Raw genomic sequence first — 24,060 nt, 5'->3', positions numbered from 1 at the left:
AATGAAAAATTCCGTATCACCGAAGTTAATACGGAATTTTTCCTCATTTATCAAACTTGTCATTTCGTAGAACTATTGGCATAAATTCCTCATCGGTTACTTTCGCTTTCTCCTGCAAATAACCTTTTTTACGGAACAACAAGCACTCTCCCTGCTGAGCATGAATCAAATATCGTCCATTTGTATCTGTATATCCCAAAAAGTTCCCCTTGCTCTCTGATAAAATCTCCACTCCCTCAACTGGAGTAGCTTGTATATCACGTACTACTCCTCCGATTTTCATGTTTTTCCCCAAACAAGATTGTACTTTTTTCACTTGCCGAGACAATTCCCCCCAGTTCCATCTTCCCCTATCACCTACCTGAATCACCTCCTTAAATAAAATGTAATCAGATGACTTACCTATCTGAATTTCAAATTCACCAGGCTCGATACGACTATTTCCGTTCTCATCCGTCAAAGCTAACTCTTCCAAAGGAAATGCCAAAACGATGCGCATAGAATCCTTTGAAGATAATTCTATTTTCTGAAATGCCTTTAATTGCCGTACTGGCGTTTCTATCGAACTGACTACATCCCTTACATATAATTGAGGAACGTCCATTCCCGTTCTTTCTCCAACATTTTTGATGGTCACGAAAGCATAGACAGAATCGTTCCGTAAAAGAATCTCTGGAGAAGAATATTCAAACTGTGTATAGCTCAACCCATACCCAAAAGCCCACAATACATCCGGTGAAGAAAACACATAATCTCTTCCTGGTTTATCCAGAGTGCCTGGTTGATGATAAAAACCTTTATCACTAGGAAGATAATTATAAAAAACAGGCAAATGTCCTGCGCTTTGTGGAAAAGAGACAGGCAGTCTTCCAGATGGATTCACTTTTCCAAAAAGGATATCAGCAATCGAAGCACCTTCCTGTTCACCAGCATACCATTGCACCAAAATAGACGGCAAATGCAGCTTTTCCCATGATATAGCAAAAGGTTTTCCAGTTACTAAAACGAGTATAACAGGAGTTCCTGTGGCATACACAGCCTGAATCAGTTTTTCTTGTGCCCCAGTCAAACTCAAATCAGAAAGATCAAAACCCTCGCCACAATTAGCACCTTTATAATCACGTGCTAAAGAAGCACTAGAACTTCCGCAGAAAACAACAGCAACGTCACTTTTACGAGCGACTTGTTGAGCTTCTACAATACCACTCTCATCATTCGACATCAAATCACACCCCAAAGCATAATTCACTTGAATACCACGATTTAACGTGTATGCCAGAATTCCTTCCAAAGGACTTATACCATCTTCTGTCGACCTACTCCAACTATAATCACCAAACTGTACACTCTGGGCATTAGGACCTATTACAGCTATAGAGCTGATTTTAGACAAATCCAAAGGCAGTAATCCACCTTCATTTTTCAACAACACCACGGACTCGTCTGCAATTTTACGAGAAAGTGCCACACTCGCATCAGAGTGCATTTGAGCATGTGCCCATCGTTCACCATAAGGATCTTCAAACAAGCCCATTTTAAATTTAGCCATCAATACCCGCCTTACAGCCTTGTCTATTATTGCTTGCTTCACCATGCCTCTTTGCAATATCTCTGGCAACCACGCATAACATTGGCTGGCGGCCTCCACATCAAGGCCTGCAGATACGGCCAGAAAAGCTGCTTCTGCAGAATTAACAGCAGTACGATGAAAAGTATGAAGCATATCTATAGCTCCCCAGTCAGCATAGACATATCCCTCAAACCCCCAGTGTTCTCTCAAGACCTCAGTCAATAAATAGTGAGATGAAGATACAGGAAATCTATTCCACGCATTATAAGATGACATCACAGCCTGTATCGGGAATGAAGTAATTACTTTCCGAAAAGGCTGCAAATAAATATCATGAAGTTCACCAATACCGCAATTAACAGAAGCTAAATTCAATCCTCCAGAAGGATTGCCATGAGGACCAAAATGTTTCAACATCGGAGATATTCCATTATCCAAATAACCTTTCACCTCCTGACAAGCAAACATTGCATTCAAAAAAGGATCTTCCCCATAACTTTCTTCTACACGTCCCCACCTCAAGTCACGCACCACATCCACACAAGGAGCCAAAATCTGACGTATTCCTTGATAATGTAAATCTTCCGAGATCTTAGATGCCTTATCATAAGCCAGAGAAGGATTAAAAGTCGCCCCCAAAGCTATATTTTGAGGATAAATAGTGGAACCTTCATGCACCGACCCATGAAGAGCTTCTGCTATGGTAAACACAGGAATACCTAATCTGGTTTTATTTACCATATATTCCTGTATACGTCGCATATGCAAACGGCAATTCTCGCCAGTAAGTGGAAAACCTTCTACAAACCCCCAAGCAACGTCTCCCGCTAATTTTTGAAGTTTTTCTTCATCCAGTTCCTGGTCATTGAATATGTCCCATGAATGAATATGCCTAATTTGAGCTATTTTCTCTTCTAGTGTCATACGCCCTAATAAATCATCCACACGAATATCCACAGGTAAGCGTGAATCTTTATAAGGCTGTGAATACAGTTGAACAAGAAAGCAAAATACAAAACTTAAAAATAAAATCAGTCGATTCATAAACCTATTTAATTTAAATTATAGTGAACAGGTGTATACACCCGTTCACTATAAAAATATATTGGTATAATACTTCCATTCAATCAGCGAATGCATGCCGATATCCCTTTACCTTATTCCATGCCCCCCGAGTAAAATCGGGTACTTCAACTGGAACAAACCCATTTTCTATAGACAACTGAGTCAAAGGTATCAGCGCACACCATTCCGCTAAATCATATACATCCATATCCAACGGAAGTCCATGATGTAAACAATAGATTAGACGGGAATCCATAATAAAATCCATACCTCCATGGCCACCCACTTCTTTCGCCCTCTCTTCCATATTACGCACGATCTCATCCTTATAATAAAGCATCAGACGCTGTTTTACTTCCTCAGTCATAAATTCATGAGCCGTAAAAGTTTCTTTTCCTACAACTTCAGTGGGCAGATTCTTACTGTCAAGTGCATATCCTTCCACCGGATATTTTTCTGCAAACCCTTTTGTTCCGGTCAACTGATACATACGACTATAAGGACGAGGAGATGCCACATTGTGCTCTATCTGTATTGTTTTCCCTTTCTCCGTTCGGATCAGGGTCAACGTTACTTCTCCATTCCGAAATCCTTCCGCATCTTTATCCCTTCCATGCACCTTCAACCAAACCGGTAGAGACAACGGATCACTATCCATAGATACCAGATATTTCATCCGGTCCCCCCGATGAATATTAAGCAACTGACAAGCTGGCCCCATCCCATGAGTTGGATATATATCCCCCCTATACTTCATATTATACTGCATCCTCCAATCAGCATTATAATCCGGCCAAATATCAGACAAACAATGATTGTACGCCCCTTTTACATGAGTGATATCTCCAAAAACACCTTGTTGGGCCATATTTAAAGTAGTAATCTCAAAAAAATCATACACACAATTTTCCAGCATCATACAATGCTTGCGAGTCAGTTCTGCCGTATTGACCACCTCCCAGATTTCCTCCAACGTCAACGCGGCAGGCACTTCACAAGCCACATGTTTTCCATGTTGCATAGCATAAATCATTATCGGAGCATGATTCACCCAGTCTGTCGCTATATATATCAAATCAATATCTTCACGCTCACAAACTTTTTTCCACTGCTCATCATCTCCATAATACACATCCGCTTCCTTCATTCCTGCACGTACCAGCATGCGATTGCAAGAATCGGTGCGAAACTGGTGTAAATCGCATAGAGCCATGACCTCAATTCCTTTCTGATAAGTAAATCGTCGTATGGCTTCCGTCCCTCTTGCTCCTAAACCTATGAATCCAATACGTACAGTATCTATCGGATCACAAGCCAGTCCAACTACATCTTGCTGTCCGGACGCACGCTCAGGCGTTTCAACTGAAAGGCATTCCACTTTGACTGTCTGCGACTTGTGTTTTCCGTCACAACCTGACAAAAACAATCCTCCGACAAGAAGAATCATATAAACTAATGTTTTCATATCTGCAATTTTTAAATTCATTAATATTGAGGATTCTGTATCACTTTCCCCTTCCCATCATTAATAGCAGAAAGAGGCAATGGATATACAGATTTATAATCAGCCGCATAAGGAGTGCCCTTGATATTTCTCGCATGTTCTACAAACTTACCCAAACGAATCAAATCTGCACGATACTGTCCATTTTCACACCAGAACTCATGGCTCCGCTCTTTTAGTATCACATCTATTAATAACTCATCCGTCGCAATATCTGCGTCAGACAAGGCTCCAAGTCCAGCTCTTCCACGAATGTCATTTATCAAGCCAAGCGCCTCCTGCCGGTCAGCAACAGACGATGAAGGTTTCCGACAAAGCGCTTCAGCCAACGAAAGATACACATCCGCATAACGATAGATGATAGGATCAATGCTACTCTTACCTCCATTCCCTACCACATTTATATCATATCCATATTTCAAAGGAATAGGCCCTACATCTAAATGCTTATCCGGATTTCCGGGATGTTCCCGATCTACAGTTTCTCCCTTATTGTTCGTGTAAGAAGCAATCAAATAGGTTTTCCGTAAATCCCTCGGCTCAAAACTATCATAAAACGCCCACGTACTATTGACCAGTTCATACCCTGCTTCCATTCCATGATCTTCAAAATCTGTTGGTAACATAGACATATGCCAGTCATTCCAACTTACCTGTTCCAAAACGACCGGAATCGCCCAAATTATTTCCGGATTTGCCTTTCCCTGCCCTCCAACTTCAAACATTCCAGTATAACTTTGGGCCAGTGAATAACCATAATCCTTCATTTCCCGACAAAGATTCTCTACCTTCTGATAGAACTCTCGGTTTGTCGGAGTTTCATGTAAATAAAGACGAATCAATAGCATCTTTGCCAGCCCTTGAGAGAATCTTCCATACTCCGTATCCGCCGGAACAGGTAAGTTTGTGGAAGCATACAGCAAATCATCCTCTATAAACTTGACCATATCCTCTTGCGAAAGCCGGGACAACGGCTGTTCTACAATGGGATTCTCCAGGAGTTCAATCGGAGCCACCACCAACGGACCAAACATATCATAAAGAGTATAAGAAAGCAAGCCACGGGCACAACGCACTTCTGCCATCAACTCTTTTTTCACCTCATCCGACAAAAAATCGCACACTTCAATCTGTTTTAATACTGAAGTACACTGGCTGATATCATTCAGCCAACCATCACTATACGCATCCGTATCACTGTAATAAAAGCGAGTTAAATCATTAGTCGTAGGGAAAAAATTCAAGTCAGACACGTCTTTCATCCATCCGGCCTTACAAGAAAGAATTTCTGTGGTCAAATCATTTACAATCGTTACTCCACGTTCATTCGTCGCAAAAAGTCCGTCAAACCAACTCGACCTTACAGACTGATAACACCCGTTGACCAAAGAACGCATATCCTCTTCCGTACGTGGATAAATAGAAGGATTAATCTCAGACGAATCCATGGGATCCAAGTCAACACAAGAACTCATGGAAAATATACTGCACAGAGCCACAAAATATAGAATTGAATAGTACATCTTTTTCATACTCTTTTCTTTTTTAAGTCATTATTTTCTACTTCAAAATGAGACATTAACTCCAAAACTAAAGGTACGTGCGTTCGGATAGGCAGCAGCATACGAGTCTGTTTCGGGATCAAGTCCCTTATAAGGAGTAATTATAAACAAGTTATTGGCGCTGACATTCAAACGCACACTGCTCAATACCTTGGCTTTCGCTATCCAAGACTTAGGCAAAGTATACCCTAGACTTATAGTCTGCAGGCGGATAAACCACGCCTTTTGATAAAAGAAATCTCCATAAGTATAATTATGTCCCGTATTGTAAAAAGAACTTGGACGGGTCACAGAAGGATTCTCTGGCGTCCAACGATTCTTGATTACTTTCAACGCATTATAACCGCTCGTCGCTATATTATTGCCAAGTAACCCAAAATCCATTTCTGTCGGATCTTCCATTATACGGTCAAACATTCCGTTCAATGAGAAACTGAAATCAAATCCTTTATAACGGAAAGTATTTGTCAAACTTCCCATCCATCCGGGATCTACCGAACCGATTAATTGCGTATCGGCTTCATCAATAATTCCGTCTGCTTTCCCCGTCCGTACAAAACGTCCCTGTTCATCCACCATAGGGTTTCCATTGCTATCTCTCTTATAACCATCCACATCCTTGATGACAATCTGCCCAGGAAGCAAATCCGGCTGAGCAGCAGGAGGTGCTTCTCCAACTTGCAGTATATGGTCTGCCCGGCGAGCATAAATCGGACGAATCGGATCATCCACCGATTCATATACATTCGGTTTCCAGTCCGGCGTACGTTCTTTCCAGCGGTCTTCATACTTTGCATAAGTCAATGTCGTCCCCCAGAAAAAATCTTTCGTAACGATATTGCGCGTATTCAGCGTCACTTCAATTCCCCTGCTTTGTGTCTTTCCGATATTGGCCATGATTTGTTTGACCTCTTGATAAGAATTCAATGGCTTATAATTCAGCAAATCCGAAATAACCCGCTGATACACATCCACCGAACCTGTAATCCGGTCTTTCAGGAAACCAAAGTCAAGTCCAAAGTTCCATTCTGTCGTGGTTTCCCACTTTAAATCAGGATTTTCCAGTTTAGCTTTTGTTACGGCCGTAACAGGATTATGGTCGGCACCCACCCATCCATTAGCGGCCTGATAGCTGGCAAACGCATTAGTACTGATATCTGCATTACCAGTCTGCCCCCAACTCAAACGCAGTTTTAAGTTGGAAAGCCAGTCCACATTACGCAAAAACTTCTCCTGATTCACATTCCACCCCAACGCAACAGAAGGGAAATATCCCCATTTATTGTTACGGGCAAACACGCTCGCACCGTCCGCACGCAAAGTAGCAGTCAGCAAATATCGGTCATGCAAGACATATCCCAAGCGGAAAAAGTAAGAAAGCATCTTGTTCTCAGTCGCCGCCGATTTGACAATTTTTGTTCCAGCTCCAGAAGCGATATTTTTCCACCCGAACCCGTCTGTCACAAAGTTATTGTTGCCTAGTTCTGATGCATCATAGTTAAACTTCTCATAAGAAGTTCCCGCAAGCAGATTCAAATTGTGAATCTGATTGAAAGTCAGCTGATAAGTAGCCGTAGCTTCCAGCAGATACTGATTGTTCGCAGTATTGTAAATATACGCCACTCCTCCATTCTTTTCTCCGTTTAACGTAGTACGAGGCTGATAAGTATTACGTCCTATATTGGCATGGTCAATACCTGCATTTAAACGCAGTGTCAGTCCTTCTACCGGTCTGGCCTCCAAAAAGACATTGCCCAACAGACGGTCTATCCGGCCTTCATCTATATTGTTGAGTAAGGAATAAGGATTCGGCTGCGTACCTATCAGAGGATTTATCGGATAAGTTCCGGTTTCCTCATCATAAGCTTCGATATTAGGCCCCATCTGTAAGGCCGACCGGATAATGCCGGAGTTCTCAAACTCTCCTGCTCCAAGTTGTGTATTGTCATTATCTATCCGGGTTAACACCATGTTCAGCCCCACCTTGAAGATATCCAGAAATTTCTGGTCAATATTGGCCTTGGCTGTATAACGGGTCATACCGGAATTCTTTATAATACCCTTATGATTATAATAATTAAAGGAAAGCATATACTGGGTGTTTTCACTTCCCCCCTGAATACTCACATTATGCTCTTGAATCTGTCCGTTACGGGTTATTAATCCCAGCCAGTCTGTGCCCAGACCTGCCTGAGCTATTTCCTCATCAGTGTAAGGCTGTTGATATTGGATACCGTTATACGGATTCTGACGCGCCTCTTCCAGCGTCTTTGTGCCCCATGGAGCGACCTTGTTATCCCATAACCATCCTTCCCAGGTGGTACGATTCTTTTCAATCATCCATTCTTTCAAATTCAACAAATCATACTTGTCCGCATACTTCTGCAAAGAATAACTATAAGAATAATCTACCTTAGCCTTTCCTTGCTTTCCGCGCTTTGTGGTGATAATAACAACTCCATTAGCTGCACGTGCCCCATAGATAGACGTAGCGCTGGCATCTTTCAACACCTCTATTGACTCCACGTCATTCGGATTCAGGAAATTCAGGATACCCTGCGTACCAGGATCCATCTTAGCGTCTCCTCCGTTGGCCTGGTCCAGCTTGGCAATCGGAAAACCATCCACAATATAAAGAGGATCATTCCCTGCATTGACAGATCCGGCTCCACGAACCAGAATATCCAGACCACCTCCCGGCTGTGCACTATTCCGTTTTACGTACAGCCCTGCCGCCTTTCCGCTAAGCGCATGTCCCACGGAAGCCATCCCTCCAAGATCCAAATCTTCTCCTTTCACACTGGAAACAGATCCAGTCAAATCACGTTTCTTTACCGTACCATACCCCACGACAACCACGTCATCCAACACCTTCGAATCCTCTTTCAGGCGCACAACCGGACACTCCCCTTTCGTGCATGAAAACTCCTGAGTGGCATATCCTATATATGACACGACCAGCACACTTCCTTCAGGAGCCATAAACGAATAATTACCATCCAGGTCAGTAATCGTTCCCACCGATGTGCCTTTCACACTTACATTGGCACCGATTACAGGCATTCCAGCCTCATCCAGCACTTGCCCCTTAAACTCCCTCTTCTGTGTATTCTCGCCAGAAGGCGCCTGCTTGCGAACCAACATAATTCGTTTATCAGACATACTCCAAGAGATAGCCGTATACTCCAAAGCCTGACGAAGTGCCTCCTTCACATCTCCATTCTGAAGTTTCACTGTCACAGGACATGTAGTATCCACTTGTCCTTCTTCATAGAAAAACTTAAAGTCTGTTTGTGTTTCCACCGCCTGGATAAATTCCGCCAACGGACGATTTAACAGGCTTAACTGAAGCGATGTGTGTTGTGCAGTTACACTGAAAGGCAGCAGTAGCCACATCAGCCCCACCCAAATTCTACAGGAAAACTTTGTCCACCAGTCTTGTAATACGCATTTCCTCATAATAAATTAGATTTTAGTTAATAAAAAGTTCCTTTTTTCCTCAATCCCAGGACTCCTTTGTTTAAAACAAAGAAAAAGAACTGGAAATATTTACTCATACGGCATCCGGTTTTTAAACATTTATTAATAAAACAGTTGAAATAAAATGCTTCGGCGTGCAGAGAAATACGCTTCGACATGCAGGATGAAACGCCTAGACGTTTTTTCGAGGGAATAAAACAAGCTTTCCTGAAACCGGTAGGAGAAGGCCAGATTATACATTATTTGATATTTCAAGGAAAGAACCGTAAATAGAACCATCATAAAAAAAACATTTACTATTGGTCTGTACAAGATAAAACATTATCTTTGAACCATCCTTTTTCCTTATTCCACAAACAAGACCTTATTACAACTTACTCACTTTACTCTCTGTAAAGAACAGCATTATGGAAGCACATGCAATTTATTCTGATATCAAACAAGGAAATCTGGCATCGTTTGAGTGGTTCTACAAAAAATACCACCCAAGAGCCTATGTCTTCTGTAAAAAGATATTAGGAGACGAAGACGAGGCAAAAGACGTGACACAGGAAAGTTTCATTCTTTTCTGGGAATATCGGAACCGTATTGAAAGTCCGGAGACCTTATGCTCCTACCTGTTTCAGATTCTGAAAACTCAATGCCTGAAACAAATAAGAAGAAATGCCTTACAAAACAATTTCTCCAACCTGACAGACACCAAATTAAAAGAACTGGAACTTTCATATTATACTAAGGAAAAGAACGTGCTGGAAGACCTTTATTTTAAGGAACTCGATGAAAATTTCCAGAAGGCTCTGGAGCAACTGCCTCAGCAATGCCGTCTGGTTGTACAGATGAACCACCGACAAGGAATGAAGAGCAGCGAAATAGCCGAAGAACTCAATTTATCCATCCGGACGGTAGAAAACCATTTGTACCGTGGGCTGAAGGTAATAAGAGCCTCGCTGACACACTTTCTTCCTTTACTTTTCTAACCTTTTAAAATCCGATATCTCATGATGAAGAAAATTGACTTTCAAAAATATATGCACCACCAGCTGACAGAGGAAGAAACCCGGCAGCTTTATGAATGGTTATGCGAAAGCAAGGAAAACCAGCAAGCATGGTTTTCTCTGAAAGAAGCCTGGCTCCACCAAGAATATGAAAAAGAAAAACTGGAAGCTGATACTCAGAATGAATGGAAAAAATTCGCAGACCGGACAGGCATCAGCCCACAGACTACCCGCAGACGGAGTATCCGGACAACATGGCTTTATGCGGCCTCCATTCTCCTTTGCCTGGTTATCGGATGGCAAGCGGAAAGATTATTCACGCCTCAGACAGAATCCTACCCAGTCATCGTAGAAACAGAAACCGGACAACAGGCTAAAGTAAAACTGCCCGACGGCTCCAGTGTCTGGCTGAATGCCTGTTCAACCCTTTCCTATACGACCGGCAACTGGAAAAAGGAACGAAACGTCACCTTACATGGTGAAGCCATCTTCGACGTAAAATCTCAAAATGGAAAACCCTTCTACGTACACACCGCTCACTATAAAATTAAAGTGCTGGGAACCAACTTCGACGTCTCGGCTTACACAAACGAAGAACAGAGCCGGGTCACCTTGCTCAAGGGAAAAGTAGAAATATCTCCCGACTTTACTTCACAAAAGACCATACTCTCTCCAGGAGAAAGTTTTTTATGTCAGCCCAAGGACAGTACTTTTCAAAAGATACAAATTCCTGTAGGTTCCGTCTATGCATGGCGCGAAAAAACAGTTATCTTTGACGGCCATACACTAGAAGATAAGCGAGGAGAACTTTACCGGCACTACGGTTACCAGTTTCTTCTTTCATCTTCCGCCAAAAAACTCAAATACAAAGCAACGCTGCGTGACGAAAGTCTAGACGAGTTCCTCTCCACACTCAAATTTCTGAGTCCGGGAATCCGCTACAGAATCAATCACGAGCAAAAGAAAATATGGATTACGGATTATAAAGATGAATAACGACATACTGCATATCGCTTTTATCGGTATGGGCTACCGCGGAAAACAACTGCTCTCGCTCATCCGTCATATTTCCGGTTACCACGTCACAGCCATTGCCGACCCTGAAGCGCGGGAAGAAGACTACGGAGTGCCCTGCTACAACCGGGGAGGAGAAGATTACCGGCGAATGATCAAGGAACAGGCACCGCAACTAGTTTTCATTGCCTCTCCGTGGCTGCTTCATGTCACACATGCCCTATACTGCATTCAAAAAGGGTGCCACGTAGCACTGGAAATAAAAGGAGGACTGTGCCTGAACGAATACAAGCCCCTGATACAGGCAGCCGAAAGCACCGGAAGAAAAGTGTTTCCGATGGAAAATGTCCTTTTCCGGAGAGAGGTGTTAGCATTGTACCGTCTGGTAGAAAGCGGCGAGATGGGAGAAATTGTATACATGCGAGGCGGATACCGCCACGACCTGCGCAGCCTCTTGCTCGATGACCATGGCCGTCTAGGCAACCGGAAAAAGACAGAAAGCATCTGGCGAAGCAAATTCTACCAGCAGGAAAATGGCGACCTTTATCCTACTCACGGACTGGCTCCTCTCTGCCTCATCGCCGGCATTCCCCGCAAAGACCGTTTTGTACGCCTGACCACCTTTTCTTCCAAACCCGCAGGCCTATACCAGCGTATCCGTGAATTAGGAGGAAATCCTCACGTGCCTGTCACGCAGGGAGACGTAACCGTCACCCAACTGGAGACAGCTTCCGGAACCTTGGTTTCTTTGACTCACGACACCACTCTTCCCCGCCCCAGAAGCCTGGACTTCGAAATACAAGGCACCAAAGGAATCTGGCAGGGAGAACAGCGACGCATTTACCTGGAAGGAAAAAGTCCGCACGAAACATGGGAGACAGATACCGCTTACCTGCAAAAATACGAACACCTCTATTGGCAACAATGGGGAGAAGAAGCACTGCGCATCGACACGCACCATGAGGGAATGGACTACATCATGCTCAAAGCATTAGAAGCCGAAATGAAACAGGAGATACCTTACCCGGCCGATATACACGACCTGGCTCTTTGGACTTCGGTTACCCCTCTGTCCATACAATCCGTGGCAGAACAACGCACCGTACCGATGGAGTAAGCCATCCCGGTTTATTCCAAATACAGATAATCGTAATGTACCAGCGGTTTCTGCCCGTGCTGTCCCACCATGGAAAGTGCTTCTGCCGAGTCGGCTGATACACGGCCTACTCCAATCTGCCGTCCTTGCTCGTCCATCACGCGCACGAGGTCATCTTTCTCAAAATCTCCCACAACCCGCGTCACTCCCACCGGAAGGATGCTGGTAGCCTTCACTCCTTTGACGGCCTCTACTGCCTGACGGTTCAGATGAAGTTCCCCTTTGGCAAAGCCTTCACTGTGCGCAATCCACTTCTTCATACTCGACACTCCCTCCATAGCTGGAAGGAAACGGGTACAGACTGTCGTATCCGGATGACACAACAAATCCGACAGGATGTTCTCTTTCTTGCCATTGGCGATAATCACGGCAATACCTTCATCGGCCACCTTACGGGCAATGGTGCTTTTGGTAAGCATCCCTCCCCGTCCGAATCCGGACTTTTCCGTCTGAATGTAATCCGACAAATCCTTTCCACGCTCCACCGTACGTATCACAGAAGTACCCGGCTGCGAAGGTGAACCGTTGTAAATGCCGTCAATGTTACTAAGGATAATCAATGCCTGCATGTCCATCATCGAAGCAATCATACCCGATAGTTCATCGTTGTCGGTAAACATCAGCTCGGTCACCGAAATCGTATCATTTTCATTCACGATAGGAATCACCCCGTTCTCCAACATCACCTTCATGCAATTACGCTGGTTCAGGTAATGCCGACGGGTAGAAAAACTCTCCTTAGTCGTGAGTACCTGACCTACGGTAATGCCGTGCTCACGAAACAGTTCATAATAACGGTTTATCAACTTAGCCTGTCCCACTGCCGAAAAAAGTTGCCGCTGGTCCACACTGTCCAGTTTCCGCAAGGGTTTCAACTCGCTTCTTCCTGAAGCTACCGCTCCGGAAGACACCAGTACGATTTCCACTCCTGCTTTATGCAACTCGGCCACCTGGTCCACCAATGCTGACATGCGGGTTATATCCAGTGTGCCGTCACGGCGGGTCAGCACGTTACTACCTATCTTTACCGTGATTCTTTTATACTGATACGTTTTGTTTTCCATGATTCACTCTCACTTTTGCACAGGAAACACCTGAAAAATCTTTCAAATACACATTATTTAATCATATTCAGTGGCAAATGTAATAAATACCACACAGAAACAAAACAATTTATCACAATTATATAAATACTCTCCTTCAGAACAAACCTTTCCTCTTCCCTGCAGATAAAAAAACACAGTACCCCAATCAAGAATTCCAAATTACATTTTCTATGTTTCCCTTGCCCAAAACCTATGTTTCCGCATCGGGAACCGTAAGTTTCCGCGTCGGAAAACCTACGGTTCCGCCATGCGAAACGTAAAAGAGTCCGGAAAGTTTTATACAGATTTTACTAGAGTTTCCGCCTCATCATCATATTCATTAGTCCACTTATCATCTGGCAGATTCCACATAGGTCCAAAAAATTCTCCTAAAAATTCGCTATCTTTGCACGGACTTTTAATACACGAAAAATGGTAAAAGCGATATTCTTTGATATTGATGGAACATTAGTTTCTTTCCAGACTCACACCGTGCCGGAGTCTACCCGCGAAGCCCTGCGACTTTTGAGAGAAAAAGGTATTAAGGTATTCATTGCCACCGGCCGTCCAAAGACATTGATGATGGATGCCGTAGGTGACCTGGATTTCGACGGTTATGTCACGCTGAACGGAGCACATTGCTTCACAGCAAATCATGAAGACATTTACAAGGGTTGTGTGCCGCAAGAAGACATTGAACGACTCATTCAGTACCAGCATGACCATCCGGAAATGCCGTTTGTTTTTGTACACGACAATACCTGGTTCCTGACACATGAGGATGAGGCTGTCAGAGAGATTGCCCGTCTGATTCAAATTGACATTCCGGAAATCCGTCCCATAGAAACTGCAAGAGAGAAAGAAATTCTGCAAATCATGGGATATTTCCCCGAAGAGAAAGACGAAGAAATATTTGGGAAGGTGCTGACTCATTGTGAACCCATGCGCTGGCATCCGCTCTTTGCCGACATCATTGCACGGGGAAACAGTAAAAGTCACGGTATCGACCAGATGTTGGCTTATTACGGCATTGACCTGAAAGATACCATGGCTTTCGGCGATGGCGGAAACGATATTCCGATGTTGAAACATGTAGGTATGGGAATTGCCATGGGAAACGCGGCTCCTCACATACAAGCTGCAGCCGATTATATCACCACCTCAGTGGATGAAGAGGGTATCATGCAGGCATTGAAGCACTTCCATATCCTGTAACAGTCCAAATTCTCTAACCGTAACCCGTTACATTTTATAGGACAAACTACACAATACCTACAAATAGGTATTTATACATAGTCTAAATTACCCATATTTGGCGATTGCCCCACCCGGACAATCGCCTTAATTTTGCACCCAGAAAATTAGTCCTGAACAAAAAATACGAGTTACAGTAAATGAGAAATTTATCTTTTTCGCGGGGAAGCGAAAATTTGAAATGGGGTGTACTTTTTATGTTATTGGGTGCTTGTGTCTTATCTCTTTCTGCACAAGGCCGTTCGTTACTATCTGGAAAAGTTCTTTCTTCGGACAAGAGTGTCATTGACTTCGCCACGGTGTACCTGAAAGGTACGCAATATGGCTGTACAACCAACGAAAAAGGCTTGTATCATCTGAAAGCACCCGCCGGGAAATATATACTGACCGTTTCTGCCATCGGATTTGAGACGGTAGAAAAAGAAGTGGAAATTCTGGCAGACGGACGTAGCAAGCAAAATGTAATCTTGAAGCCTTCAGTCACCGAGCTGGATGAAGTCGTAGTCGTTTCCAACGGAGTCGGACGCATCAAGCGCTCGGCCTTTAATGCCGTAGCTGTAGATACGCGTGAACTGCAGAATTCTACCAAAAACTTGAGTGAAGCGTTACAGAAACTTCCGGGAATGAAACTGCGCGAATCTGGAGGTGTGGGATCGGACATGCAGCTGATGCTCGACGGCTTCAGCGGCAAGCATGTAAAAGTATTTATCGACGGGGTGCCACAGGAAGGGGCAGGAACAGCTTTCGACCTGAATAACATCCCGGTCAACTTTGCCGAGCGCATTGAGGTATATAAAGGTGTGGTACCCGTAGGATTCGGTACCGATGCCTTGGGTGGAGTTATCAACATTGTAACCAACAAACAGAAGCGCAACTGGTTTCTGGATGCGTCATACTCGTACGGCTCGTTCAACACGCATAAATCGTATATAAACTTCGGGCAGAGTTTCAGAAACGGACTGACATACGAAATCAATGCATATCAGAATTACTCTGATAATAATTACTATATCAACAACTGGGTAGAAGAGTTCAACCACGAAAACAATACGTCTGTCAGCGATGAAAGTAATATACAGCGTGTAAAACGATTCAATGATACATTCCACAACGAAGCGGTCATCGGAAAAATCGGAGTTACCGGGAAAAGCTGGGCCGACCGGCTGATGTTTAATGTGGCCTACTCGCATTTCTACAAAGAAATACAGAATGGAGTGTACCAGGAAATCGTATTCGGCGAGAAACATCGTCATGGCTATTCCATCGTTCCTTCGGTAGAATATCGCAAGCAGAATCTTTTCACCAAAGGACTGGATGTGACGGTTACGGCCAATTACAACCACAACCTGACGACAAACGTAGATACAGCAATGTACAAATACAACTGGCTGGGTGACCGTATCCCCAGATCGACTGCCGGCGAACAGAATCACCAGTTCAGTGAACAAATCAATACAAACTGGAATACCACACTTACTGCGGTATACCGACTGGGCAAAATGCACTCGTTTACATTTAATAATGTATTCAGTACTTTTCGTCGTACAGGACGGAGTCTGATTGAGAAAAATTCCGTACTGGAAGATTATGATGAACCTACCAAAAGCCGAAAAAACATTGCAGGGTTATCTTATCGCCTGATGCCTTCTGAAAAATGGAATCTGTCGGTCTTCGGCAAGCACTACAATTCTTACAGTGAAGGAACGGTACAGCTAAGCGACAACAATGTAGGAAGTGATACGAGGGTGTCACAAAGTGTCAGCTCTTTTGGATATGGAGCCGCCGGAACCTATTTCTTAGGGAAAGCCATTCAGTTGAAACTCTCTTACGAAAAGGCTCTGCGCATGCCCAGCACACAGGAACTGTTTGGTGACGGTGACCTTGAAGCGGGGAAAGCTGACTTGAAACCTGAACGTAGTGACAACGTGAACCTGAGTGCCAGCTACAACAAGCAGTTAGGCAAACACGGATTGTATGTGGAAGGAGGAATCATCTACCGTAATACCCAAGACTACATCAAGCGCGACTTGTCGACCGTAGGAGGCACCAGCTACGGAAGTTACACCAATCATGGCCGGGTAGAGACAAAAGGGTTCAATGTATCTCTGCGATACAGTTACAGCAACTGGTTCAATATGGGAGGTACATTCAACAACCTTGACACCCGTGACAAGGAAAAGAAACGGGCAGCAAGCAGCGGACAGAATGCACTGACGTACGGACAGCGCATCCCGAACATTCCTTACCAGTATGCAAACGTAGATATGAACTTCTACTGGCATAACCTGTTTGCAAAAGGGAATACCCTCACATTCGGATGGGATTGTTTCTACCAGCATGACTTCCCGTTGTATTGGGAAAGCTTTGGTGACCCGTCTACTAAAATCCGGGTACCGCAGCAGATATCGCATAACCTCTCCTTGGGATACAGCATCCTGAACGGACGTTACAACATTTCATTTGAATGCCGGAACCTCACCGATGAGAAACTGTATGACAACTTCAGTCTGCAAAAAGCCGGACGGGCATTTTATGGAAAGTTCCGGGTGTATTTTGGAAAGTAATAAACCAATAAAAATATAAATACAAGTATATGAATAAAAAGAATTTTATGTTAGGACTGGGCGCTTTCTGCATGGGAGGCCTGTTCATGGGGTGTCAGAACGAAGAAAATGACCCAACCTTCAGCAATCACAACAACTTCAAGGGAAACTACGTCATTCCGGTCACCGCAGGAGGTACTTCCTATCTGCTTACGGCAGAAAGTCTGGACGAAGGCAAAATCTCAGTCATTGAAAACGGAAAGGAATTTCAGGACCAGATTTCTTACTGGATTTTTTACGACCAGAATTATTTTTTCGGAATCAAATACAACGACGGATCACAAGGCACCGGAGGATGTTACTATCTGGATGCCAACAATGTGCCGCAGAAAAAATACAGTTATACATTCAACCGTTTTACTACCTACGGCACATGGGGTGACAATGTGATTACCGTATCTACCGGAGACACCAAGCAGACTGACAGTAAAGGCAATGCAGCACAAGGCTTTTTATTTAACTACCTGAACGCCAAAAACGGTACCACCAGTACCAACCAGCAGGATATTTTGGCTGAGAACTTCTTAGGGAACGGTGAAAAGGTTACCATGGCCGGATTTGTGGAAGCCAACGGAAAGCTCTACACCTCCATTATTCCCATGGGTATGAGTCACTACGGAGTGAATACCTGGCCCGATAAGGTGTTGAGTCAGGATTATGTGGCAACCGGTACCGGCGGCTCAGGAAGCGGTAAGTATACTGCAGGACAGATTCCTTCTACCCAATATCCGGATAATGCTTATATTGCCATTTACAGCGGCAGCAACTTTGATGAAGAACCGGTTATTGCGACAACAGACAAGATTGGTTTTGCCTGCGGACGCATGCGTTCTCAGTACTATCAGACCATTTGGAGCGACGATGACGGAAACTTGTATGTATTTTCAGGAGGATATGGACGTACGGCTACCCAGCCTGCGGCTGATGCCAACTTAAAGGCAAAGGTACAAGGTACACTTCCTTCTGGTGTCGTGCGCATCCCTGCCGGAAGTACTGCCTTCGATGAGTATTATTGCAATCTGGAAACGATGAGTGGTGCGAGCGGCCATCCGTTGTTCCGCTGCTGGCACGTAGGTGGCGATTATTTCCTGCTCAATAATTACGGATGCAGCATTGAAGAAGTAGCCACACTAGGAACTAATGCACCTAAAAATGAACTGGTGATATTCAAAGCCAGCGAAAAGAAGCTGATTCCTATTACAGGATTGCCTGACATGAACCTGATTTCTTCTTTCGGAAATTCCCCTTATCTGGAAAATCAGTATTTTTACATCCCGGTACTGACTACCGAAGAAGGAGCCACTCCCACATTCTATAAAATCAATCCTCAAACAGGAGAGGCTGTAAAAGGACTGGAAGTGGAAGCCGATGAAATTACAACAGTAGGTAAAATTGCATTAACCCAACAATAACATTTAGAAATGAGAAAATTATTCGGGAAAATACACCTCTGGCTTTCTATTCCAGTGGGAATTATTCTTTCCATTATTTGTTTCTCGGGAGCTGCACTGGTATTCGAAAAGGAAATCACTCAGGCGTGTAACCCCCATCTATATAAGGTAAGCGTTCCAGAAGGGAACGCTGCCGTTCTTCCACCTTCACAACTGATTGCACGCATAAAGGAGCAGACCGCCGATTCACTCAAGCTAACCTCACTGCAATATTCAGGAAAAGCCGATGAGGCAGCTACAGTGACTTTCAAAAACGCAGGCAGAAAAAGTCTGAGTGTGAATCCGTACACGGGAGAAGTGAACGGATGGATAGAAGGAAACGCTTTTTTTCAAACCATGCGGAAACTGCATCGCTGGCTGCTGAACCCTCCACCGCAGAAAGGAGCTTCCTCTGTAGGGAAAATGATAGTCGGTATCTCCACCCTGCTGATGGTCGTGATTCTTATCAGTGGCCTTGTTATCTGGTGGCCTCGCACCCATAAAGCGTTAAATAACCGACTGAAAGTTTCCTTCCGCAAAGGATGGCGCCGTTTCTGGTATGACAGTCATGTGACGTTGGGCTTCTATTCTACCCTCTTCCTGCTGGTCATGGCACTTACCGGGCTCACCTGGTCGTTTGGTTGGTATCGTTCGTTTGCTTACGGACTTTTTGGAGGAAACACTTCGAAGCAGGCCCAAACTCACGGAACTTCCCTCCCTCAAAAGGAAAACGATGCACGTACCAAGAAAGGAGGAAAGAAACAAACCGATTATACGGCTTGGGACAGGGCGGCTCAGGAAGTACAGACAAAATACACCGGCTACACTTCACTCCGTATAGAAGAAAAAAAGATACAAGTTATCCAGAGACAGCAACTGCGTCGTACGGATACCCTGAAATTCAATCCGAAGAACGGAGAGATTACAGAAACCACAACCTATGCAGAAGTGCCTCGCGCACAGAAACTGAAAGGCTGGTTCTATGCCTTCCACACCGGAGACTGGGGAGGTATCTATACAAAGGTACTCTATTTCCTGGCAGCTTTTGTCGGAGGCGTACTTCCACTCAGCGGGTATTATTTATGGCTGAAAAAGAAACAAAGAGTTACAAGGTAAGTTTGGCCAAATAGTCATAATGACTGCCTTCCTTCACCAGCTCTGCTTTGAAACCATATTGAGAAGCATACAGACTCAGGGTGTTGAAATCCACATACAACCAGTCGAATGCTTCTCCTTTTATTTGTTTATATTGCATCTGGAAATCCAGTTGACCGTAATAATCGCCCGCCAAATCAACGACAAAACTTCCATCTTCCTCCTCAAACAGGTATCTCAAATCGCTTGAATCCATTAAGATACAACCACCAGGATTCAACAACAGCTTCATCCGCTGAAAGAAATCACCGAAATTCTCTACCCGTCCGATAATTCCCGAACCGTTCATCAGCATCAGAATGGTATCAAAACGTTCAACGAAATGCGTGTCGAACAGATTGACCAGACGGGCATCCAGTCCACGTGCCTGCATGACTTCTACCGACAGAGGAGAAATATCAATAGCCACAGACTCTTTTCCCATTTGCTTTAAAGCCAAGGAATGACAGCCGCTGCCTGCTCCTACATCTAAAATCTTTCCCTGAGCCATATCCAGTGCGGTTTGTTCCAGCAAGGGCATGTATTCATACGTACGGAATAATTCGCTCACTGGAATTTCATCTTCCTCAAACTGTGAAGAGAAAACTCTTAACTTTCCAGCCTTTCCATTCTTGAAGTAATCGTATATGGCAGCTCCCATCGGATCCTTTTCTGCCTGTAGCCATGTGGTCTTCATGATTCTTTGTCTCTGTAATTAACGTGCACAAAAATACAAAATAAAATTCACAATGGTTATTTATTCATTATATTCATGCATTTTTCAGAATAAACACACAAAAAAGTAAGAATTTATGCATGATATTCAAAATATATCCGTATTTTTGCAGCCGTAAAAGAATAATTATACAATGAAGAACAAGAATAGCAGACTTGATTCAATCAAAATGATTATCTCCAGCAAGGAGATTGGAAGTCAGGACGAACTCTTGCAGGAGTTGACAAAAGAAGGATTCCAATTGACACAAGCCACCCTGTCGCGCGACTTGAAGCAACTGAAGGTAGCCAAAGCTGCCAGCATGAACGGGAACTATGTATATGTACTCCCCAACAATACCATGTACAAACGCATGACAGAGCCGCAAAAAGCCAGCGAAATGCTGCGTCACAACGGATTCATCACCATTGAATTCTCCCACAACATTGCTGTGATCAAGACTCGCCCGGGATATGCCAGCAGTCTGGCATACGACATTGACATGCACAATTTCCATGAAATCATCGGTACCATTGCCGGCGACGACACCATCATGCTGGTGATTCGCGAAAATTGTACGCGTACAGAAGTCAAGCATGCTCTTGCCAACATTATACCGAATATAAACCAACTCTAACTGATAAGAATAAAAAATGGAACCTACTAAACAAATTGATGTAATGGTAGCCGACGCCTCACACGAGGTTTACGTTGACACAATATTGGACACGATTAGAGAAGCAGCCAAAGTTCGCGGTACGGGTATTGCCGAACGTACACACGAATACGTAGCTACCAAGATGAAAGAAGGAAAAGCCATCATCGCATTGTGCGGAGATGATTTTGCCGGATTTACTTACATCGAATCATGGGGAAACAAACAGTACGTAGCTACTTCCGGACTGATTGTTCATCCAAAATACAGAGGATGCGGACTGGCTAAGCGTATCAAGCATGCCTCTTTTACTTTGGCTCGTCTGCGATGGCCGAAAGCCAAAATCTTCAGTCTGACTTCAGGAGCTGCGGTCATGAAAATGAATACAGAGCTGGGATACGTACCTGTCACTTTCAACGAGTTGACCGACGATGACTCATTCTGGAAAGGATGTGAAGGATGTATCAACCACGAAATCCTGATGGCGAAAAACCGCAAATTTTGTATCTGCACAGCCATGCTTTACGATCCGGCTTTGCACACAGACGATAAAATAAACAATTTCTAAATACAAAAATAATCTCAAGCGAGGTTTTCCCCTGAACTCATACAGGCGAAAAGCTTCACGATATAAAGATAAGCACCATGGAAGAAAAGAAAAAAGTTGTCGTTGCTTTCAGCGGCGGATTGGACACTTCCTTTACCGTAATGTATCTGGCAAAGGAAAAAGGATATGAAGTATATGCAGCATGCGCCAATACCGGTGGTTTCAGCCCGGAACAGTTAAAGAAGAACGAAGAAAATGCGTACAAACTGGGAGCTGTGAAATATGTAACTCTTGACGTAACACAGGAATACTACGAAAAGAGCCTGAAATACATGGTATTCGGAAACGTACTGCGTAACGGTACTTACCCTATTTCTGTAAGTTCTGAACGTATCTTCCAGGCATTGGCCATCGCCCGTTATGCCAACGAAATCGGAGCTCATGCCATTGCTCACGGTTCTACTGGTGCCGGCAACGACCAGGTGCGTTTTGACATGACTTTCCTAGTAATGGCTCCGGGAGTGGAAATCATTACCCTGACACGTGACATGGCGTTGAGCCGTGAATATGAAATCAATTACCTGAAGGAAAATGGTTTTGAGGCAGATTTCACCAAGCTGAAATATTCATACAACGTAGGCATCTGGGGCACGTCTATCTGTGGTGGTGAGATTCTGGATTCCGCACAGGGATTGCCGGAAAGTGCTTACCTGAAGCAAGTAACGAAAACAGGCAGCGAACAGCTGAAACTGGAATTCAAGAAAGGAGAGCTGTATGCCGTAAACGGAGAAGTGTTCGATGACAAGATTAAAGCCATCCAGAAAGTAGAAGAGATTGGTGCAGCCTACGGTATCGGTCGTGATATGCATGTGGGTGATACGATTATCGGTATCAAAGGCCGTGTAGGATTCGAAGCTGCTGCTCCGATGCTGATTATCGGCGCTCACCGCTTCCTGGAAAAATATACCCTGAGTAAATGGCAGCAATACTGGAAAGACCAGGTAGCTAACTGGTACGGCATGTTCCTTCACGAAAGCCAGTACCTGGAACCGGTCATGCGCGACATCGAAGCCATGCTGACCGAATCACAGCGTAACGTCAACGGCACTGCGATTCTGGAACTCCGCCCCTACGGTTTCTCTACGGTAGGAGTGGAATCGAAAGATGACCTCGTGAAGAACAAATTCGGCGAATACGGGGAAATGCAGAAAGGATGGACCGCAGAAGATGCCAAAGGCTTTATCAAGGTGCTGTCCACTCCGCTCCGTGCCTATTATGCGAACCATAAAGACGAGGCCGACGTATGATAAAAGCAGGAATTATAGGAGGCGCAGGATATACGGCAGGCGAACTGATTCGCCTGCTGCTTAATCATCCGGATGTAGAGATTGCATTTATCAACAGCTCCAGCAATGCGGGCAACAAGATTACTGATGTACACGAAGGCTTGTATGGAGAAACCGATTTAGTGTTTACAGATGAGCTTCCACTCGATACCATCGATGTATTGTTCTTCTGTACGGCTCACGGTGATACAAAAAAATTCATGGAGAGTCATAATGTACCGGAAGACTTGAAAATCATTGACCTGTCCATGGACTACCGAATCAAATCGGACGACCATGACTTTGTATATGGTCTGCCAGAACTGAATCGCCGCACTATCTGTCATAGCAAGCACGTAGCTAACCCGGGATGCTTTGCTACATGCATTCAGCTCGGACTTCTGCCATTGGCCAAGCATTTGCTGTTGAACGACGACGTAATGGTAAACGCCATTACCGGAAGTACCGGAGCAGGTGTAAAACCGGGAGCTACGAGTCATTTCAGCTGGCGTAACAACAACCTCAGCATCTACAAACCGTTCTCACACCAGCATGTGCCAGAAATCAAACAGTCACTGAAACAGCTGCAGAACAGTTTCCATTCAGAAATCGATTTCATTCCTTACCGAGGTGACTTTGCCCGTGGTATTTTTGCCACTATCGTAGTAAAGACCAAGGTAGAGCTGGAAGAGATTGTAAAAATGTACGAAGAGTACTATGCAGAAGATTCTTTCACCCACATCGTGGACAAGAATATCGACCTGAAGCAGGTAGTCAACACCAACAAATGCTTGATTCATCTGGAAAAGCATGGCGACAAGCTGCTTATCATTTCTTGCATTGACAACCTGCTGAAAGGAGCCAGCGGTCAGGCTGTACACAATATGAACCTGATGTTCAATCTGGAAGAAACAGTAGGACTGAAGCTGAAACCGAGCGCATTCTAATTAATGAATAATGAATAAT

General features: G+C 44.2%; 17 protein-coding genes. 11 read left to right on the top strand and 6 right to left on the bottom strand.

Annotated features, from left to right (window positions below):
• Positions 1-43 precede the first annotated feature (43 nt).
• The 4 genes from DXD04_RS01535 to DXD04_RS01520 all read right to left on the bottom strand — a co-directional run bounded on the left by DXD04_RS01535 (position 44) and on the right by DXD04_RS01520 (position 9,097).
• Positions 44-2,614 (bottom strand): glycoside hydrolase family 3 N-terminal domain-containing protein, encoded by a 2,571-nt coding sequence (locus tag DXD04_RS01535; protein WP_117670264.1) that lies wholly within the window; start codon positions 2,612-2,614, stop codon positions 44-46.
• 79 nt (positions 2,615-2,693) lie between these two features.
• Positions 2,694-4,100 carry a Gfo/Idh/MocA family protein gene (locus DXD04_RS01530; protein WP_117670262.1) on the bottom strand — a complete coding sequence of 469 codons (1,407 nt, stop codon included), beginning with the start codon at positions 4,098-4,100 and terminating at the stop codon, positions 2,694-2,696.
• A 20-nt stretch (positions 4,101-4,120) separates the two neighbouring features.
• Positions 4,121-5,671: a RagB/SusD family nutrient uptake outer membrane protein gene (locus tag DXD04_RS01525; RefSeq protein WP_117670260.1), complete on the bottom strand. Its 1,551-nt coding sequence runs from the start codon at positions 5,669-5,671 to the stop codon at positions 4,121-4,123.
• Between the two features lie 33 nt (positions 5,672-5,704).
• Positions 5,705-9,097: a TonB-dependent receptor gene (locus DXD04_RS01520; RefSeq protein ID WP_181977442.1), complete on the bottom strand. Its 3,393-nt coding sequence runs from the start codon at positions 9,095-9,097 to the stop codon at positions 5,705-5,707.
• 491 nt (positions 9,098-9,588) lie between these two features.
• On the opposite strand from DXD04_RS01520, the gene DXD04_RS01515 reads away from it, so the two are divergent.
• The 3 genes from DXD04_RS01515 to DXD04_RS01505 are packed head-to-tail and all read left to right on the top strand — an operon-like array spanning position 9,589 to position 12,307.
• Positions 9,589-10,158 (top strand): RNA polymerase sigma-70 factor, encoded by a 570-nt coding sequence (locus DXD04_RS01515; protein ID WP_117670256.1) that lies wholly within the window; start codon positions 9,589-9,591, stop codon positions 10,156-10,158.
• Between the two features lie 21 nt (positions 10,159-10,179).
• Complete coding sequence (locus DXD04_RS01510; RefSeq protein ID WP_117670254.1) at positions 10,180-11,172, top strand: FecR family protein; 993 nt, start codon at positions 10,180-10,182, stop codon at positions 11,170-11,172.
• Positions 11,165-12,307 (top strand): Gfo/Idh/MocA family protein, encoded by a 1,143-nt coding sequence (locus tag DXD04_RS01505; RefSeq protein ID WP_117670252.1) that lies wholly within the window; start codon positions 11,165-11,167, stop codon positions 12,305-12,307. The genes DXD04_RS01510 and DXD04_RS01505 overlap by 8 nt, the downstream gene beginning before the upstream one ends.
• Positions 12,308-12,318: 11 nt before the next feature.
• Here DXD04_RS01505 and proB read toward each other — a convergent pair whose 3' ends face one another.
• A complete protein-coding gene (gene proB / locus DXD04_RS01500; RefSeq protein ID WP_117670250.1) occupies positions 12,319-13,410 on the bottom strand; it encodes a glutamate 5-kinase in 1,092 nt (363 codons plus the stop codon).
• Between the two features lie 453 nt (positions 13,411-13,863).
• On the opposite strand from proB, the gene DXD04_RS01495 reads away from it, so the two are divergent.
• The 4 genes from DXD04_RS01495 to DXD04_RS01480 all read left to right on the top strand — a co-directional run bounded on the left by DXD04_RS01495 (position 13,864) and on the right by DXD04_RS01480 (position 19,834).
• Positions 13,864-14,646, top strand: a complete 783-nt coding sequence (locus tag DXD04_RS01495; protein WP_022054592.1) for a Cof-type HAD-IIB family hydrolase — start codon at positions 13,864-13,866, stop codon at positions 14,644-14,646.
• A 179-nt stretch (positions 14,647-14,825) separates the two neighbouring features.
• Positions 14,826-17,249 (top strand): TonB-dependent receptor, encoded by a 2,424-nt coding sequence (locus DXD04_RS01490; RefSeq protein WP_373103221.1) that lies wholly within the window; start codon positions 14,826-14,828, stop codon positions 17,247-17,249.
• Positions 17,250-17,278: 29 nt separating this feature from the next.
• Entirely contained in the window at positions 17,279-18,700 is a 1,422-nt protein-coding gene (locus tag DXD04_RS01485; RefSeq protein ID WP_117670246.1) for a DUF4374 domain-containing protein, read from the top strand.
• A 9-nt stretch (positions 18,701-18,709) separates the two neighbouring features.
• A complete protein-coding gene (locus tag DXD04_RS01480) occupies positions 18,710-19,834 on the top strand; it encodes a PepSY-associated TM helix domain-containing protein (protein WP_117670244.1) in 1,125 nt (374 codons plus the stop codon).
• On the opposite strand, the gene DXD04_RS01475 is transcribed toward DXD04_RS01480, so the two are convergent.
• Positions 19,824-20,549, bottom strand: coding sequence for a class I SAM-dependent methyltransferase (locus tag DXD04_RS01475; RefSeq protein ID WP_117670242.1), 726 nt, complete (start codon positions 20,547-20,549; stop codon positions 19,824-19,826). The two genes, DXD04_RS01480 and DXD04_RS01475, sit on opposite strands and share 11 nt — an antisense overlap.
• A 172-nt stretch (positions 20,550-20,721) precedes the next feature.
• Here DXD04_RS01475 and argR point away from each other — a divergent pair, with 172 nt between their 5' ends.
• The 4 genes from argR (at position 20,722) to argC (ending at position 24,041) form a co-directional block, all read left to right on the top strand.
• On the top strand, positions 20,722-21,204 hold the full coding sequence (argR, locus tag DXD04_RS01470) for an arginine repressor (RefSeq protein ID WP_117670239.1): 483 nt from the start codon (positions 20,722-20,724) through the stop codon (positions 21,202-21,204).
• Between the two features lie 16 nt (positions 21,205-21,220).
• A complete protein-coding gene (locus DXD04_RS01465; protein WP_117670237.1) occupies positions 21,221-21,790 on the top strand; it encodes a GNAT family N-acetyltransferase in 570 nt (189 codons plus the stop codon).
• A 77-nt stretch (positions 21,791-21,867) separates the two neighbouring features.
• Complete coding sequence (locus tag DXD04_RS01460; protein ID WP_007564380.1) at positions 21,868-23,076, top strand: argininosuccinate synthase; 1,209 nt, start codon at positions 21,868-21,870, stop codon at positions 23,074-23,076.
• The gene (gene argC / locus DXD04_RS01455) at positions 23,073-24,041 is read left to right on the top strand and encodes an N-acetyl-gamma-glutamyl-phosphate reductase (RefSeq protein WP_117670234.1); all 969 of its coding nucleotides are present in this window, start codon (positions 23,073-23,075) and stop codon (positions 24,039-24,041) included. Before DXD04_RS01460 ends, argC begins: the two co-directional genes overlap by 4 nt.
• Positions 24,042-24,060: the final 19 nt, after the last annotated feature.

It is taken from the genome of Phocaeicola plebeius, assembly GCF_003437535.1.
In the GTDB taxonomy this organism is placed as follows: Bacteria; Bacteroidota; Bacteroidia; order Bacteroidales; family Bacteroidaceae; genus Phocaeicola; species Phocaeicola plebeius_A.
Note: the sequence above shows the minus strand (reverse complement) of the source record. Positions and strands in the feature narration are given on the sequence as shown.